Here is a 15,201-nt window from a genome sequence, read left to right on the forward strand (position 1 = left end):
GGGCTCCGCGAGCCCGGTCCGACGCGGTCGTCTCACCGTCGGGGGTGCCGGAGCCCTCCGGCGCCTCGGGGCCGCGGCGGGCGCCGCGCAAGAGGCGACCGGCCCGGCTCCCCCGGTTGGTCTGGTGCACCTGGGCGGCCTGCTCGAACGGCACGTCGCCGTCGAGCGGTTCGCCGTCGGGGCCGAGTCGCCGGGTGCGCGAACGGCGGGTGTGGGCGCGAGTGGCCGCCTCGCGAGTGCCGTCCTCGTCGCCGCGCTCGGGGCGCGCGAACAGGGTGTCACCCGCCTCCCGGAGCCGCTCGGGGATGCGATGCACGGGGGTGGCGGTCACGACGAGCAGCCCGAAAAAGCCGAGGATGACCAGCAGCGGCACCGCGCCGATCGTGCGCAGGCCCGCGACCAGCGGGGCCGCGGCGAGGTAGCCGATCATGCCGCCGCCGTCCCGGAACGAGGCGAGGCCGTCGGTCATCGTCGGGGTGCCGGCGACGATGTGCAGCAACCCGCACAGACTGATGCCGAGGGCGATCGTGCCGATCATGATGCGGTTGGTGCCCTGGTCGTCGTCGGGGCGGCGCATGAGCCGCACCCCGAACGCGATGAGCACGAGCGGCAGCACGAGGGCCGCGCGCCCGAAGGTGCCGGCGGCGACGGTGTGGATGATCTCGCCGACCTGACCGGACAGACCCCACCACTCGCGCGTCGCGACGACGATCGCCAGCGCGAACAGGAGGAGGCCGAGGCCGTCCCGGCGATGTTCGGGCTCCAGTTGTTCGGCGCTGCGACCGACGCGTCGCACGGCACCACCTGCCACGTTCGCCACCCCCATCCATGTTCCGCGCACGGCCTTCAGCGGCAGCGGGAGCCCGCCGCCCTTGGGTCGAGCCGCACGGCTGCCGCTGCGGGCGCGATTCGACGGGCGACCGCCGCGGGGACGCGAGGAGTTCGCGCCCGTGCGGGCACCCGAGGCGCGCGAGGAGGAGCTACGTGTGGCCACCCTGGCAGGTTAGGCGAGCAGGGTCGTCCGTCCAGGTAGGCGCGCCGCGCACCCCCGCGCCCCGCCCAACCCCCGGCCGACGGGTGGGGCGTCAGGCCTCGATGACGACCGGGATGATCATCGGGCGCCGGCGTAGCTTGCCGCCGACGTAGCTGCCGACGGTGCGGCGCACGATCTGCTGCAGCTGGTAGGAGTCGGTGACACCCTTGGCGGTCGCCTCCTCGATGGCCTCCCGGATGCGCGGCAGCACCGCCTCCGGCAGCGCCTCGTCCTCGGTGAACCCGCGGGTCAACACCTCCGGGCCCGACGCGATCGTGCCGGTCGAGGAGTCGACGACGACGATGACGGTGACGAATCCCTCGTCGCGCAGGATGCGCCGGTCCTTCAGCAGCGCCTCGTCGGTGCCGCCGACCGAGGAGCCGTCGACGTACACGTAGCCGCACTCGACGGCCCCGGCGATGCGCGCGATGCCGTCGACGAGGTCGACGACGACGCCGTCCTCGGCGAGCATGACCCGCTCCTTGGGCACCCCGGTCTGCTCGGCCAGCAGCCCGTTCGCGACGAGGTGGCGCCACTCCCCGTGCACCGGCATGACGTTCGTCGGCCGGACGATGTTGTAGCAGTACAACAGCTCGCCGGCGCTGGCGTGCCCGGACACGTGCACGCGCGCGTTGCCCTTGTGCACGACGTTCGCGCCGAGGCGCATGAGGCCGTTGATGACCCGGTAGACGGCCGACTCGTTACCCGGAATGAGTGAACTGGCCAGCACAACGGTGTCGCCCTCGCCGACCTCGATCTTGTGGTCGCGGTTGGCCATGCGCGACAGCGCCGCCATCGGCTCCCCCTGGGAGCCGGTGCAGATGAGCACCTGCTGGTCCTCGGGGTAGTCGTCGAGCTTCTTGAAGTCGACGACGAGGCCGTCGGGCACGTGCAGGTAGCCGAGCTCCTGCGCGATGCCCATGTTGCGCACCATCGAGCGCCCGACGATCGCGACCTTGCGCCCGTGGGCCTGGGCCGCGTCGAGAACCTGCTGTACGCGGTGTACGTGGCTGGAGAAGCACGCGACGATGATCCGCCGCTGCGCCTTGGCGAACACCCGCTCGATCGCCGGGTAGATGTCCTTCTCCGGCATCGTGAAGCCCGGCACCTCGGCGTTCGTGGAGTCGGTGAGGAACAGGTCGACGCCCTCCTCACCGAGCCGCGCGAACGCCCGCAGGTCGGTGATCCGCTTGTCGAGCGGCAGCTGATCCATCTTGAAGTCGCCGGTGTGCAGCAGCAGCCCGCCCTCGGTGCGCACGGCGACCGCGAGGGCGTCGGGGATCGAGTGGTTGACGGCGACGAACTCGCAGTCGAAGACACCGAGTTGCTCGCGTTGCCCCTCGGCGACCGCGAGCGTGTACGGCTTGATGCGGTGTTCCTTGAGCTTGGCCTCGACGAGCGCCAGGGTCAGCGTCGACCCGATGAGCGGGATGTCGGGCTTGAGCCGCAGCAGGTAGGGCACGGCGCCGATGTGGTCCTCGTGGCCGTGGGTGAGCACGATGGCCTCGACGTCATCGAGCCGGTCCTCGATGTAGCCGAAGTCGGGCAGGATCAGGTCGACGCCCGGGTGGTGCTCCTCGGGAAAGAGCACGCCGCAGTCGATGACGAGCAGCCGGCCGGCGTGCTCGATGACCGTCATGTTGCGGCCCACCTCGCCGAGGCCGCCGAGCGGCACGACGCGGACGGCACCCGGCGCCAGCGGCGGGGGCGTGCTGAGATCGGGGTGCGGGTGGCTCATCGAGCGACCGACCCCCGCGCACCGAGGCCGGCTCCGTCGGTGGCGCGCAGGCCCTCGGAGTCGGGTCGGTCCTGGGAGGTCATCGGCGCGGGCGCCACGAGGCGCGCACCGGATCGGAGCTCAGACGGCACAGACATGGCCTCCACGGTATCCCGTGCGCGGGGTTGGTCCGACCGCCGCCGCGGGTCGGCGCCCGGGCGACGAGCACGACCACACCGCAGACGACCTGGCTGACGGCGAGAACGACCTGCAGCCTCTCCCCCGCCAGGCCGAGTACGACGAGCCCCCGCCCGAGACGAGCAGCCCGGCGCCGGAGAGCAACAACCATCCGCTCCCGGACGCACGCACGACGTGGTCGGTCGTCGGCTCCCCCTTCGGTCAGACTGCCGCGCTGACTGCATTGTGCCTTTCGAATACCACAAATAGCGCGGAATCGTCTCGACAGGTGAGAATATCGGCGCATTTGCAAGGGTTAGCTGAGTTTCTTGAAGGCCAGTCTCATCAACCATGGGAAATACCCCTGATCACTGTCGCTCCAGTTATCCACAGATTTCGCGAGGCTCTCGCTTTTCACTGACCGCCAGCCTAGACTCGAACACACATCGCACATCCTCACCGCCGTAAAGGAGACCGCCATGTCGGTGGAATCACTCCCGAATCCGGGCGACCCGGCGATTCCCGGAACGGTGTCGAACGAACAGAACAAAACCGGCGATCCCGATTGGACGGGTGGGCTCAACTGCGGCAGATCGCCGCTGCGAGTACGGCAATGAATGTCACGGCCGGGCAGGTCATGGCCGACCTGGCGCGAGCGCTGGCGGCACGGGACCTGGCGGCGCAGAACGACCTGATCGAGCGTGGCGAGTTGCCGCCGAAGTACCGCAAGTCGGCGGCGCAGATCCTCGACGAAGCACGAATCTGCGTTCAAGACACGGCGGTCGCGACGCTGGGCGGCCCGCCGGGCGAGTGGGCCGCGCGGATCGCACTCGGCCTGGCGCCGGAGTCGATCGCGGGGCCGGTGCGAGCGGCGGTCTCCTCGCGCGCGATCTCCTTCGCGCAGGCGTGCGCGCTGGTGCAGGACATCGGCGCCCCCGAGGTCGGCCCGGAGGCGGGGCAGCGGGTGTGTGACGCGGTGGTGGAGTACGCGACGGCGAAGGCCGCGGCGACCGGTGCGCCGGTGAGTCAGGGGCACTTCTGCGCCAAGAAGCGTCGCGAGATGGTCAAGTACGTCAGCACCACGCGGCGGCGGACACTGGCCATGAACCATCGTCGCGCGTGGGTCAAGCCGCACGACGACGGCGTCGCCTCGTTCGGGGTGACCGGTGCCGACGCCCGGTGCCTCGGCGCCTATCGGCGGGTCGACGCGATCGCCCGGTCGCGGCGCAGGCAGGGCGACCCGCGCACGCTGGACCAGTTGCGTGCCGACGCGGCGCTCGATCTGCTGCTGTTCGGCCGGATCGAGGCCGACGCGCCGACCAAGGTGGACCATCCCGGCCAGGCCGGGTGGCCGGCCGCCATGGTGTCGGTGGTGGTGTCGGCCGGCTCACTGCTCGGAGTCAACGACGAGCCCGGCACCGTCGAGGGCACCCCGGTCGCGGCGGCGACCGTGCGTGACCTGGCCTATGCGGCGGGCTCGACGTGGCGCCGGCTGGTGGTCGACCCGGTGACCGGCTACGCGATGGCGCAGGTGTCGGACTCCCATACCCCGCCACCCCGCATGGCGCGAGCTGTGCGCGACCGCGACGGCACCTGCCGGGCGCCGGGCTGCAACCGTCCGGCCGAGCACTGCGACCTCGACCACGTGCGGGAGAAACGCGACGGCGGGGTGACCGCCGGCGACGAACTCGCCGACGCCTGCCGACGCGACCACTCGAAGAAGACCCGACGACACTGGCTCGCCCAGATGTCACCCGACGGGGTCATCCGGTGGCGGCTGCCCGACGGGCGCGTCTACCCGACCTACCCGATGGACTACCGCGAGTTCGGCCTCGAGCCCGACGAGCCCCGTGAACCCGAGAAGCCCCGTGAACCCGAGAAGCCCCGTGCGCCCAAGGAGTCGCAGATGCCCGTGAGCGAACCGAACGAACCCGACAATCCGAGCGGCCCGCCCGAGACCGTGTCCATCAACCGCACCGACCTCGAGGCCATCGACCGTGCGGCGATCGAGCACCTGAACGAGGTCCACCGGCTCCGCACGGCCATCGCCGCCGAACGGGCGGCCCACGCCGAGACGCGTGCGCGACTGGAGGCCCTGCGCGCCGAACACCCGCCCTTCTAGGCGAAATCGCGCACCACCGCGCCCGGCTCACGAAGACTCTGAGGGCTGGGGAGGACTGCAGACACAAACGCGGCGCTACTCGCTCGGGGGTTCGAGTAGCGCCGCGTTCGATGGGGTCATCGGCCCACCCGCGCCGGCCGTTACAGCGTTTCGCGGGTTTTCTGCCGTTGTGACGGTCATCACTGTCACGTGCCCGCCTGCGACTGCGTCAGAACCGGCCGAACCACTGCAGCGGCAGGGGTCGCGCGTCCGGGTCTCCCGCGAACCGGGCGACGACGCCGCCGACCAGCTGGTCGACGCCGCTCACCGCCGGCGACGCGTACGGTCGCAGCCGCCCCGGCGGCCGCGGACCGCACCGGCCCCCGTCGTACCAGGCCTGCAGCCGCGCCGCCGACGATCGGAACGCCTCGAACGCCGCGAGCGGGTCGACGAGGTCAGCATCGTCTCCCTCGGCGCGGTCCAGGTGCTCACGCGCCAGCCGCAACCGCAGGTCGCGCGCGAAGGCGCCCGCCGGGTCGTACACCGCGCACGACAGCTCCGAATCGTGGGTCCAGCTGCGGCGATTGACGTTGTCGGAGCCCACGCACGCCCACGTGTCGTCGACGACGCACACCTTCGAGTGCACGTACACCGGGGTGCCCGCCGGGTTCTCCAGCCCGTACACCCCGACCCGTCCGGGGCCCGCCCGCAGCACCTCCTCCAGCGCCTCCGCGCGGGCCGCCTGCGACGCCCGCCCCAGCCACCCGTCCTGGCTCGCGTGATGGGGCAGCACGACGATCAGCCGCAGCCCCGGCTGCGCCGCCAGGGCCCGCGCGAAGCACGACACCACCTCGCCGCCCCAGAAGTACTGGTCCTCGACGTAGATCAGCGACGCCGCCCGACCCACCGCCTTCTCGTAGCCGCGCGCGATCGAGCGCTCCCCCAACGGCGCGAACGGAAACGGCGGCACCTTCGGCGGATACGTCCGCAGCACCTGCACGGAGGCGGTGCCACGCGCCGGCGGGTCCGGCAGCTGAGCCGGCAGCGGGCCGCCCCGCCCGCCCGAACCCAGCGCGAGCCGCCCGAGTTCGATCGGGTCGAGCATCCGCGGCGTCGGATCGTCCCACCGCTCCCGGAAACTCGCCTCGACGTCCCCGACCGCCGGCCCCCACACCTGCACCATGACGTCGTGCCACGGCGGCGTCGACCCCCACACCCGGCCCATCCGCACCGCCTGCGGATCGCCCGCGTGGTCGCTGTCGTCGTTGCGCGTGTGGCACAGGTCGATCCCGCCGACGAACGCCGTGTCCAGCTCCGGTCGCCCCGGGTGCCGCAGCACGACGAACTTCTGGTGATGCGACCCCAGCGGCAGCACCCGCAGGTCGAGCAGCACCTCTCCCCCGGCCCGCTCGATGTCCCGCGCCAACGTGCGGTTCTCCGCCTCGCTGCTGGCCATCCGGTCCCAGCGCGAGTGCCAGAACAGTCCCTTGACGAGCACTCCCCGCGCCGCACACTGCGCGAGCAACTCCCCGACCGGCGGACCGTCCGGCCCGAGCCGCTCGTCGAGGTCGCCGCGCCAGTCGGTGAACAGCACGAGATCACCCGCCCGGGTCAGTTCCAGCGCCTCCCGCAACGCCACGAAGTAGGCGGAGCCGTCGATGAGCGCCCGCACCTCGTTGCCGTCGGTGTATGTCACCTCGGGGTGCCCGGGGTGCCGGCGCGACAAGACCGTCCAGGGGTTGTCGCGCTGCGCCGTCGTGAGAAACCAGTCGAGGATCGCCATGCGTCTCAGTCGCTCGCGGCCCGCTCGCCGCGCGTGCCCTCGACGAGCCGGCGCACCGACTCCGGCACCGGCGTTCCTTCCTGGTCGACCCAGGGGGCCGGCACCGGCTCCCCGTAGCCGCCGGTCACCGGCACGATGCCCGCCCAGCTCGGGTGCTCGACGCTGTCCGATTCGGCGGCGTCGCTCGGCCACCCCGCCCGGGCCTTGTACAGCCAGGAGCCGTCGGCGATGTCGAGCGCGGAGACGAGTGTGGCCGCGAGCTCGCGGCGGTTCATCGCGCGAACCTCGCCGGTGCGCCCCGGAATGAGCGCCTCGGAGAGCCGGTCGAGGGCCTGAGCCTGCTCGTCGCCGCTCAGTCGCCGCAGCACCCCGCGCACGGTCGCCGAGCGGTAGTTCACCGACGACTCGAACGTCGTGTGCCCGACGACCAGCCCCTGCACGGACATCACGGTGAACACCGCGGGGGCGCCGGAAGCGACGGCCCGCAGCGCACCGGCTCCCGTCGAGCCGTGCACGATGAGCCGGTCACCGTCGCGCGCGTGGAGCATCGGCACCGCCCAGGGCCGGCCGTCGCCGGTCACCGTCGACAGCGTGCCGTACCACTGCGAGTCGAGCAGGGCGTCGAGGTCCGCGCGCTGGCTGCTGCCGCGCTCGGGGTGGCGCGTCAACCGCTCGCCGGAACCTGCCGAGCCCGAGCCACCGGAGAAGCGAGACGCGCCGGAAGAGGCCGCCGAAGAGGTCGTCATGGCCGCAGCATGTCAGCGTCCCGAGCCGTGGACACCGCAATTTCGGGAGCCGGTCGTCACCAGACCGGCTCGACCGCCGATGATGTCTGGTGGGGGCCGTCAGCGACGCCCGCCCCGCTCGCGACCTTGTGCCGCGATCAGACGCGTGACAAGTTGTCTCGGCCTCACCCGCTTTCACCACCCATGGGGCCTCCACCATGGAGGCATGTACCCGACTCTGGAAGGCACGGCATGACCCAGCAGCAACACCAGAGCCCGATCCACACGCAGGACGAGACGCCTGAGATGTCGATGCGGTTCAAGGGCCCCGCCCACGAACCGACCCACCCGCTGGCGCTGCGTGCCGCGGTCCCGGCCGAGCGCACCGTCGACGCGTTCGTCGAGGAGTTCCTGGAGAACCTCAACTACGTGCAGGGTGTCGCCCTGCCGCGCTCCACCATCAACGACCAGTACCTCGCGCTCGCCATGACCGTGCGCCGCTACCTCATGACGGACTGGATGAACACCGCCCGTCGCCGCCGGGGGGCGCCGTCGAAGATGGTCGGCTACCTGTCCGCCGAGTACCTGCTCGGCCGCCAGCTCGGCAACTCCCTGCTCGCCGCCGACCTGTACGACATCGCCCGCGAGGCGATGAACCAGTGCGGCATCAGCATCGACGCCCTGCGCGCGCAGGAGGTCGAGCCGGGCCTCGGCAACGGCGGTCTCGGCCGGCTCGCCGCATGCTTCGTCGACTCCCTGGCCACCCTCGACGTGCCGTCCATCGGCTACGGCATCCGCTACGAGTACGGCATGTTCCGCCAGACGTTCGTCGACGGCCGCCAGGTCGAGCGGCCCGACTCCTGGCTGTTCCTCGGCAGCCCGTGGGAGTTCCCGCTGCCGGACCGCGCGGTCGAGATCCACTTCGGCGGCCACACCGAGAGCACGACGCAGGACGGGCAGGAGATCACCCGTTGGCTGCCCGCCTGGAACGTGCAGGCCATCCCGTATCAGCTCATGGTGCCCGGTTACCGCAACGGCGTGGCCAACACGCTGCGGCTGTGGTCGGCGCGCGCCACCCGCGAGTTCGACCTGCACATCTTCAACTCCGGTGACTACGAGGAGGCGGTGCGCGCGCAGACCTTCGCGGAGAACATCACCAAGGTGCTCTACCCGGAGGACTCCACCCCGCAGGGCAAGGAGCTGCGCCTGCAGCAGCAGTACTTCTTCGTCGCCGCGTCGCTGAAGGACTACATCGAGCAGACGCTGCCCGACGACTTCGACCTGCACAACCTGCCCGACCAGATCATCTGGCAGCTCAACGACACCCACCCGGTCATCGCGATCCCCGAGCTCATGCGCCTGCTCGTCGACGAGTACGGCCTGCCCTGGGAGGAGGCGTGGGACATCACGAGCCGCTGCTTCGCGTACACGTGTCACACGCTGCTGCCCGAGGCCCTCGAGGTGTGGTCGGTCGACATCCTCGGCCGGCTGCTGCCGCGCCACCTGGAGATCATCTACCGCATCAACGACGAGTTCCTGGAGTCGGTGCGCGAGCGCTTCCCCGGCGACGAAGACCGGGTGCGACGCATGTCGATCATTCAGGAGAACCCCCGCGCGGTGCGGATGGCGTATCTGGCGACGGTCGTCGGCACGAAGGTCAACGGCGTCGCCGAGCTGCACTCCCAGCTGCTGCGCGACAAGGTGCTGCCGGACTTCAGCGAGATGTGGCCGGAGAAGTTCACCAACGTCACCAACGGCATCACCCCGCGCCGCTTCCTGCGCCTGTCGAACGGGCGCCTGTCCGACCTCATCACCGAGACCATCGGCGAGGGCTGGGAGACCGACCTGGAGCGGCTGCGCGAACTCGAGCCGTACGCCGACGACGCCGCGTTCCGGCAGCGCTTCCGCGACGTCAAGGAGGCGAACAAACACCGCCTGCGCGACCTGCTCATCACGCGTGACAACTTCGCGTTGCCGCAGGGCCAGATGATCGACGTCATGGTCAAGCGCCTGCACGAGTACAAGCGCCAGATGCTCAAGCTGCTGCACATCGTCACGCTGTACGAGGGCCTGAGCACCGGTCGCCTGACCCCCGAGCAGGTGACGCCGCGCACCTTCGTCTTCGGCGCGAAGGCGGCGCCGGGCTACTTCATGGCCAAGGAGATCATCGCCCTCATCAACGCGGTGGGAAAGACGATCAACGCCGACGATCGTTTCAACGAGATCCTCACGGTCGCCTTCCCGGCGAACTACAACGTCACGCTCGCCGAGAAGCTCATCCCGGCCGCCGACCTGTCCGAGCAGATCTCGCTCGCCGGCAAGGAGGCCTCCGGTACCGGCAACATGAAGTTCGCGCTCAACGGCGCCCTGACGATCGGCACCGACGACGGCGCGAACGTCGAGATCCGCCAGCTCGTCGGCGACGACAACTTCTTCCTCTTCGGCATGAGCGAGCCGGAGGTCGCCGCGCTCGGCGAGCAGGGCTACGTGCCGCGCTCGTTCTACGAGGGCAACGACGACCTGCGCCGCGCCATCGACCTCATCGCCAGCGGCGCGTTCACCGACCGCGACGGCTCCAAGGCGTGGACGGTGGTCGGCGACCTGCTGAACAACGACCGGTTCATGGTGCTCGCCGACTACGCGTCGTACATCGAGGCGCAGGGCCGGGTCGACGCCGCGTACGCCGACTACGAGTCGTGGACGCGGTCGGCGATCCTCAACGTCGCCCGCTGCGGCTTCTTCAGCTCCGACCGGTCGATGCACGACTACATGGCCCGCATCTGGGGCATCGGCCAGGGCTGACCTGCGTCGTTACCGTCGCAAGGAGGCCCGGGGGCCCGGGGGCCCGGGGGCCCGGGGAGTCGATGACTCTCCGGGCCTTTCGCCGTTACGTGGGCAGGCCCTCGACGTGCAGTTCGCCGTCTTCGAAGCGGGCCGGGAGCCGGGCCGTGATCGCCTGCCACGGCAGCGGGCCGTAGACGTGCGGGAACAGCTCGTCGGCGTCGGGGGCGGGCTCCCAGCGCACCGGTGCGCCCGCCTGCTCGCAGGTGGCCAGGTCGACGACGAGCACGACGAGAGGGTCGCTGACATCGGCGTAGAAGCGGGTCGCGACCCCGGGCAGCTGGGCGGGGGTGCACAGGTGGATGAACCCGGCGTCCTCCAGGCGCAGGCCGTGGCTGGAGAGCCGGTACTCCCCCGCCGCCTCTTCACGGCGCAACTCGGGTTCGGTCGTCAGGTGCAGCGCGAGCATGCCGGCCAGCCTGACAGGTCGCCGTGCCCGGGGTGGCGCCCGGGATCGGGGCCGCGCCTCGTTAGGCTGATCCTTCGTCCGTCTCCCGATCGAGCAAGAGGGTCGTCATGCAGCAATACCTCGACCTCATGACCCGCATCCTCGACGAGGGGGTGGAGCGCGGCGACCGCACCGGCACCGGCACGCTCTCGGTCTTCGGCCATCAGATGCGCTTCGACCTGCGCGACGGCTTTCCCGCGCTGACGACCAAGAAGCTGCACCTGCGCTCGATCGTCGGCGAGCTCATCTGGTTCCTGCGCGGCGACACCAACGTGGTCTGGCTGCACGAGCACGGCATCACCATCTGGGACGAATGGGCCGATGCCGACGGCGAGCTCGGCCCCGTGTACGGGCATCAGTGGCGCTCGTGGCCCGCACCCGACGGCCGCACCATCGACCAGATCGCCGGCGTCGTCGACTCGATCCGGCGCAACCCGAGTTCGCGACGGCACATCGTCTCCGCGTGGAACGTCGCCGAGGTCGACGACATGGCGCTGCCGCCCTGCCACACGATGTTCCAGTTCTACGTGGCGCCCGACCCGCGCGACCCTGCGGGCGCGCCGGACCGGCTCAGCTGCCAGCTGTACCAGCGCAGCGCCGACGTCTTTCTCGGCGTGCCGTTCAACATCGCCTCGTACGCGCTGCTGACGCACATGGTCGCGCAGGTCACCGGCCTGGGGGTGGGCGACTTCGTGCACACCTTCGGCGACGCGCACCTCTACCTCAACCACCTCGAGCAGGCCCGGCTACAGCTGACCCGCGAGCCGCGGCCGCTGCCGACGCTGCGGCTCAACGCCGACCGGCGCCGGTTGGAGGACTTCGAGATCGACGACGTCGAGGTGCTCGCCTACGACCCGCACCCGGGCATCAAGGCTCCGATCGCGGTATGAGCGCGGCCACCGGCTCCGGCCCGCTGGTCGTGGCGGTCGCCATCGTCTCGGCCGAGGGCGTGCTCGGAGACGGTGCCGACCAGCCCTGGCACCTGCGCGAAGACCAGCGGCGCTTCAAGGAATTGACCCGCGGGCACCCGGTGATCGTGGGCCGTGCGACGTTCGAGACGTTCGGCGGCGTGCTGCCGGGGAGGCCGAACGTCGTCGTCACCCGCGACCGCACCTGGTCGGCGCCGGGCGCGCACGTCGCCCACGACCCGCACGAGGCACTGGCGCTGGCCGCCACCCTGCCGGGCGGCGACGAGCGCATCAGCGTCATCGGCGGCGGCCAGATCTACGCCGCCCTGCTGCCGCAGACCGACGTCGTCGAGCTCACCGAGGTCGACGCCTCGGCCCGTGGCTCGGTCAGCTTTCCCGACCTGCCGGACACCCAGTGGCGCCAGACCCGCCGTGACGACAGGCTCGCCTTCGCCTTCGTCACCTACGAGCGGCGCTGACGCGAACGCTGGGCGACCGGCCCTTGTCGCACGACCGAAATCTGTACGAAACTCCCATGATCGCGGCTGCGGTAAGCTGCCCGACCAGTTGCCAACGACTGTGGGAGATGTGCCGTGCAGGTGCAGTGGTGGGGAATCATCCCGTTCGCCCTCATGCTCGGCTCGATCGCCGTGGCGCCCTTGTTGCCGGCGACGAAACACCGTTGGGAGGACCAGCGGGTGCAGCTCGCGGTGGCCCTCCTGCTCGGGCTGCCGGTGGCGCTGTGGTTTCTCGTCGCCGGCGAGGGCGCGTCGGTCGTGCACGCGCTCGTGGAGTACGGGCAGTTCATCAGCCTGCTGCTCGCGCTGTTCGTCATCTCCGGGGGCATCTTCCTCGCCGGTGACCTCGAGGCGACGCCGAAGGTCAACACGGCCTTCCTCGCCGCGGGTGGCGTGCTGGCCAGCTTCATCGGCACCACCGGCGCCGCGATGCTGCTCATCCGACCGATCCTCAACACGAACTCCGAACGCACGCACCGCGCCCACACGGTGATCTTCACGATCTTCATCGTCGCCAACTGCGGCGGGCTGCTCACGCCCCTCGGCGACCCGCCGCTGTTCCTCGGCATGCTGCGCGGCGTGCCGTTCACGTGGACTTTCGGGCTGGTGGTCGAGTGGGCGTTCGTCAACGCGATGCTGCTCATCGGCTACTACGCCCTCGAACGACGGCTGCACGCGAGTGAGCCGGCGGCGGCCCTCACAGCCGATCACACCGACGTCCAGCCGCTGCGAGTGCGCGGGATCGTCCACTTCGTCTACCTCGCGATCATCGTCGCCGCCGTCGCCTTCGCCCCGTCGGTCGACGTGCACGCCATCGAGGAGGGGCACGCGAGCCTGGCCGCGTGGATCCCCGTGCGCGAGATCATCATGATCGGCACCGCCGCGCTCTCCTTCATCACCGGCCCCCGGCGGGCCCGGTTCGTCGACAACGACTTCCAGTGGGGGCCGATCCTCGAGGTCGCGGCCCTGTTCATCGGGATCTTCCTGACGATGATTCCCGCGCTGCGCTACCTGGGTCAGGTGGCGCCCGAGCTGCCGCTGAACCGGGTGACGTTCTTCGTCTTCACCGGCGGGCTGTCGGCCGTGCTCGACAACGCTCCCACGTACGCGACATTCTTCGAGATGGCCGGCCAACTCGGCGGCGAGCCGGCCGTCGCCGGAGTCTACGAACCGTACCTGGTCTCGATCAGCGTCGGTGCCGTCTTCTGCGGAGCCATCACCTACATCGGCAACGGCCCGAACTTCATGGTCAAGGCCGTCGCCGAGAACCGCGGCGTCGACATGCCCAGCTTCGGCGGCTACGTCGTGCGCGCCTTCCAGCACCTCGTGCCGGTGCTCGCCGCGATGGCCCTGATCTTCCTCACCGGCGTGCTGTGGGCCCAGGCGCTCGGCGTCGCGCTCACCGCCGCGCTCATCGCCGTCGCGGCGGCGCGGGTGCTGGCGGCCCGGCGACTGGAGGCCGCGGCTGCTCCTGGCGAGCAGCGCGCGCCGAGCGCCTAGGAGCGCCTAGGAAGCGCTAGGAGCCGGTCGGGTCGGGAGCCGGCGGCTCGTAGAAGACCTCGTGGTGCACGTGGGCGGGGTCGGCACCCAGTTCGCCGAGCACGTGACGCGCGGCGAGCACGAGGCCGGCCGGGCCGCACAGGTACCACTCGTCGGCCCTGCCCGTCGGCCCCGCGGGCGCGAACTCGGCCAGCACAGCCGCCAGCCGGCGATCGTCGAGGCGCCCGCTGAGCAGGTCCGACTCCCCCGGCTCCCGGGAGTAGGCGTAGCCGACCCGCAGGCGGCCAGGGTGCTCGTGCGCCAGCTGCGCGAGCTCGTCGCGAAACATGACCGACGCGCGGTCGCGGTTGCCGTAGACCAGAGTCACCGTGTCGCCGGGGCGCTCGAGCGCGGCCGTGACGATCGACAGCACCGGCGTGATGCCCGAGCCGGCCGCGATCGCCACGTGGTGCCGCGGGGCGGCCTCGTCCTGGCCGGGCAGCACGAACTCGCCCATCGGCTCGACGACCTCGATCTCGTCGCCGGGCGCGACCCGCTCGCGCAGCCACGTCGACATCAGGCCCCCGTCGACGAGCCCGGAGGCGACGCGCAACTCGCCGCGCTGCGCGGCCTGGCGCGGCGAGAGACAGATCGAGTAGTCGCGGCGCACGTCCTGGTCCCCGATCTGCGCGCGCAGCGTGACGTGCTGCCCGGCCCGGAACACGTACCGCGGCGCGAGTTCCGGCGGCACGCCGAGGGTGAGGGCCACCGATCGCTGCGTGAGCCGGTCCAGCGCGCGCACGACGAGCGGGTGCGCCTGCGGGCGCCGGCGCACCGGCCGGGAGATCAACGCCATCGGCTCCTCCTGATGCTCGCTATTCGTGGCGCGGCCCCGCAGCAGCACCGTTGCGCTCGACGCCGGCCATGTACTGCGGCATGAGCGCCTCGTAGTCGGACCAGGCGACCGCCTCGACCGGTGCGTCCGCGAGCACCGCGGCGAACCGCGCCAGGTAGTACTCCCACCCGGGCCCGACCATATCGACCGGCACATGCGACGTGATCACCTGGGCGAACCGCAGCGTCGTTGTGTCACCGGTCTGCGACAACCGCAGTTCGAGGGTCCAGGCCTGGTCCGGGTCGGGCGGGTCGCTGCGCACCCGGAGCCGGTGCGGCGGGTCGCACGCCTCGATGATGTGTGGCTCGGTTGATACATCGTCGCCCTCGGCGGTCATCCGGAAGCCGACGCGCCCGGTGGCCGGGTCGCCCTCCCACTCGCCGATCCAACGCGCCATGCGCTCCGGTTCGGTGAGCGCCCGCCACACGGTGTCGATGTCGGCGCGGAAGGTGCGGTAGAGCACCAGGTGCTCCTCGCCCGCGTGGTCGGGGTGTGTGTCGGACTCGCGGCGTCCGGTGATCTCGATCATGCGCTGTTCTCCTGGTGGTCGGTCTCCTGGGCCGTGGCGGGCGCAGC

13 protein-coding genes are annotated in these 15,201 nt (G+C 71.0%); 5 read left to right on the plus strand and 8 right to left on the minus strand.

Annotated features, from left to right (window positions below; all coding sequences use genetic code 11):
- From PINTE_RS02285 to PINTE_RS22500, 3 genes are all read right to left on the minus strand, one after another.
- Positions 1-796: DNA translocase FtsK 4TM domain-containing protein (locus PINTE_RS02285; protein WP_245642756.1), on the minus strand; the 796-nt coding region annotated here is incomplete at its 3' end.
- A gap of 289 nt (positions 797-1,085) precedes the next feature.
- Positions 1,086-2,771, minus strand: a complete 1,686-nt coding sequence (locus PINTE_RS02290; protein WP_068425668.1) for a ribonuclease J — start codon at positions 2,769-2,771, stop codon at positions 1,086-1,088.
- Entirely contained in the window at positions 2,768-2,908 is a 141-nt protein-coding gene (locus PINTE_RS22500) for a hypothetical protein (protein ID WP_157087036.1), read from the minus strand. The genes PINTE_RS02290 and PINTE_RS22500 overlap by 4 nt, the downstream gene beginning before the upstream one ends.
- Before the next feature lie 632 nt (positions 2,909-3,540).
- Here PINTE_RS22500 and PINTE_RS02295 point away from each other — a divergent pair.
- The gene (locus tag PINTE_RS02295) at positions 3,541-5,049 is read left to right on the plus strand and encodes an HNH endonuclease signature motif containing protein (RefSeq protein WP_068425671.1); all 1,509 of its coding nucleotides are present in this window, start codon (positions 3,541-3,543) and stop codon (positions 5,047-5,049) included.
- Positions 5,050-5,257: 208 nt separating this feature from the next.
- Here PINTE_RS02295 and PINTE_RS02300 read toward each other — a convergent pair whose 3' ends face one another.
- Complete coding sequence (locus PINTE_RS02300; RefSeq protein ID WP_068425674.1) at positions 5,258-6,811, minus strand: phospholipase D family protein; 1,554 nt, start codon at positions 6,809-6,811, stop codon at positions 5,258-5,260.
- A gap of 5 nt (positions 6,812-6,816) precedes the next feature.
- On the minus strand, positions 6,817-7,557 hold the full coding sequence (locus PINTE_RS02305) for a pyridoxamine 5'-phosphate oxidase family protein (RefSeq protein WP_084343127.1): 741 nt from the start codon (positions 7,555-7,557) through the stop codon (positions 6,817-6,819).
- A gap of 291 nt (positions 7,558-7,848) precedes the next feature.
- Here PINTE_RS02305 and PINTE_RS02310 point away from each other — a divergent pair, with 291 nt between their 5' ends.
- A complete protein-coding gene (locus PINTE_RS02310; protein ID WP_373280132.1) occupies positions 7,849-10,338 on the plus strand; it encodes a glycogen/starch/alpha-glucan phosphorylase in 2,490 nt (829 codons plus the stop codon).
- A gap of 85 nt (positions 10,339-10,423) precedes the next feature.
- On the opposite strand, the gene PINTE_RS02315 is transcribed toward PINTE_RS02310, so the two are convergent.
- Complete coding sequence (locus PINTE_RS02315; protein WP_068425681.1) at positions 10,424-10,786, minus strand: DUF952 domain-containing protein; 363 nt, start codon at positions 10,784-10,786, stop codon at positions 10,424-10,426.
- Between the two features lie 107 nt (positions 10,787-10,893).
- On the opposite strand from PINTE_RS02315, the gene PINTE_RS02320 reads away from it, so the two are divergent.
- From PINTE_RS02320 to PINTE_RS02330, 3 genes are all read left to right on the plus strand, one after another.
- Positions 10,894-11,715 carry a thymidylate synthase gene (locus tag PINTE_RS02320; protein ID WP_068425684.1) on the plus strand — a complete coding sequence of 274 codons (822 nt, stop codon included), beginning with the start codon at positions 10,894-10,896 and terminating at the stop codon, positions 11,713-11,715.
- Complete coding sequence (locus PINTE_RS02325) at positions 11,712-12,212, plus strand: dihydrofolate reductase (RefSeq protein WP_068425687.1); 501 nt, start codon at positions 11,712-11,714, stop codon at positions 12,210-12,212. The genes PINTE_RS02320 and PINTE_RS02325 overlap by 4 nt, the downstream gene beginning before the upstream one ends.
- A gap of 114 nt (positions 12,213-12,326) precedes the next feature.
- Positions 12,327-13,751, plus strand: coding sequence for a sodium:proton antiporter (locus PINTE_RS02330; protein WP_068425690.1), 1,425 nt, complete (start codon positions 12,327-12,329; stop codon positions 13,749-13,751).
- A 16-nt stretch (positions 13,752-13,767) separates the two neighbouring features.
- On the opposite strand, the gene PINTE_RS02335 is transcribed toward PINTE_RS02330, so the two are convergent.
- Positions 13,768-14,586 (minus strand): FAD-binding oxidoreductase, encoded by an 819-nt coding sequence (locus tag PINTE_RS02335; protein ID WP_157087037.1) that lies wholly within the window; start codon positions 14,584-14,586, stop codon positions 13,768-13,770.
- Between the two features lie 19 nt (positions 14,587-14,605).
- Complete coding sequence (locus tag PINTE_RS02340; protein WP_084343130.1) at positions 14,606-15,154, minus strand: SRPBCC domain-containing protein; 549 nt, start codon at positions 15,152-15,154, stop codon at positions 14,606-14,608.
- Positions 15,155-15,201: the final 47 nt, after the last annotated feature.

Source organism: Piscicoccus intestinalis NBRC 104926, assembly GCF_001515525.1.
Taxonomy (GTDB): domain Bacteria; phylum Actinomycetota; class Actinomycetes; order Actinomycetales; family Dermatophilaceae; genus Kineosphaera; species Kineosphaera intestinalis.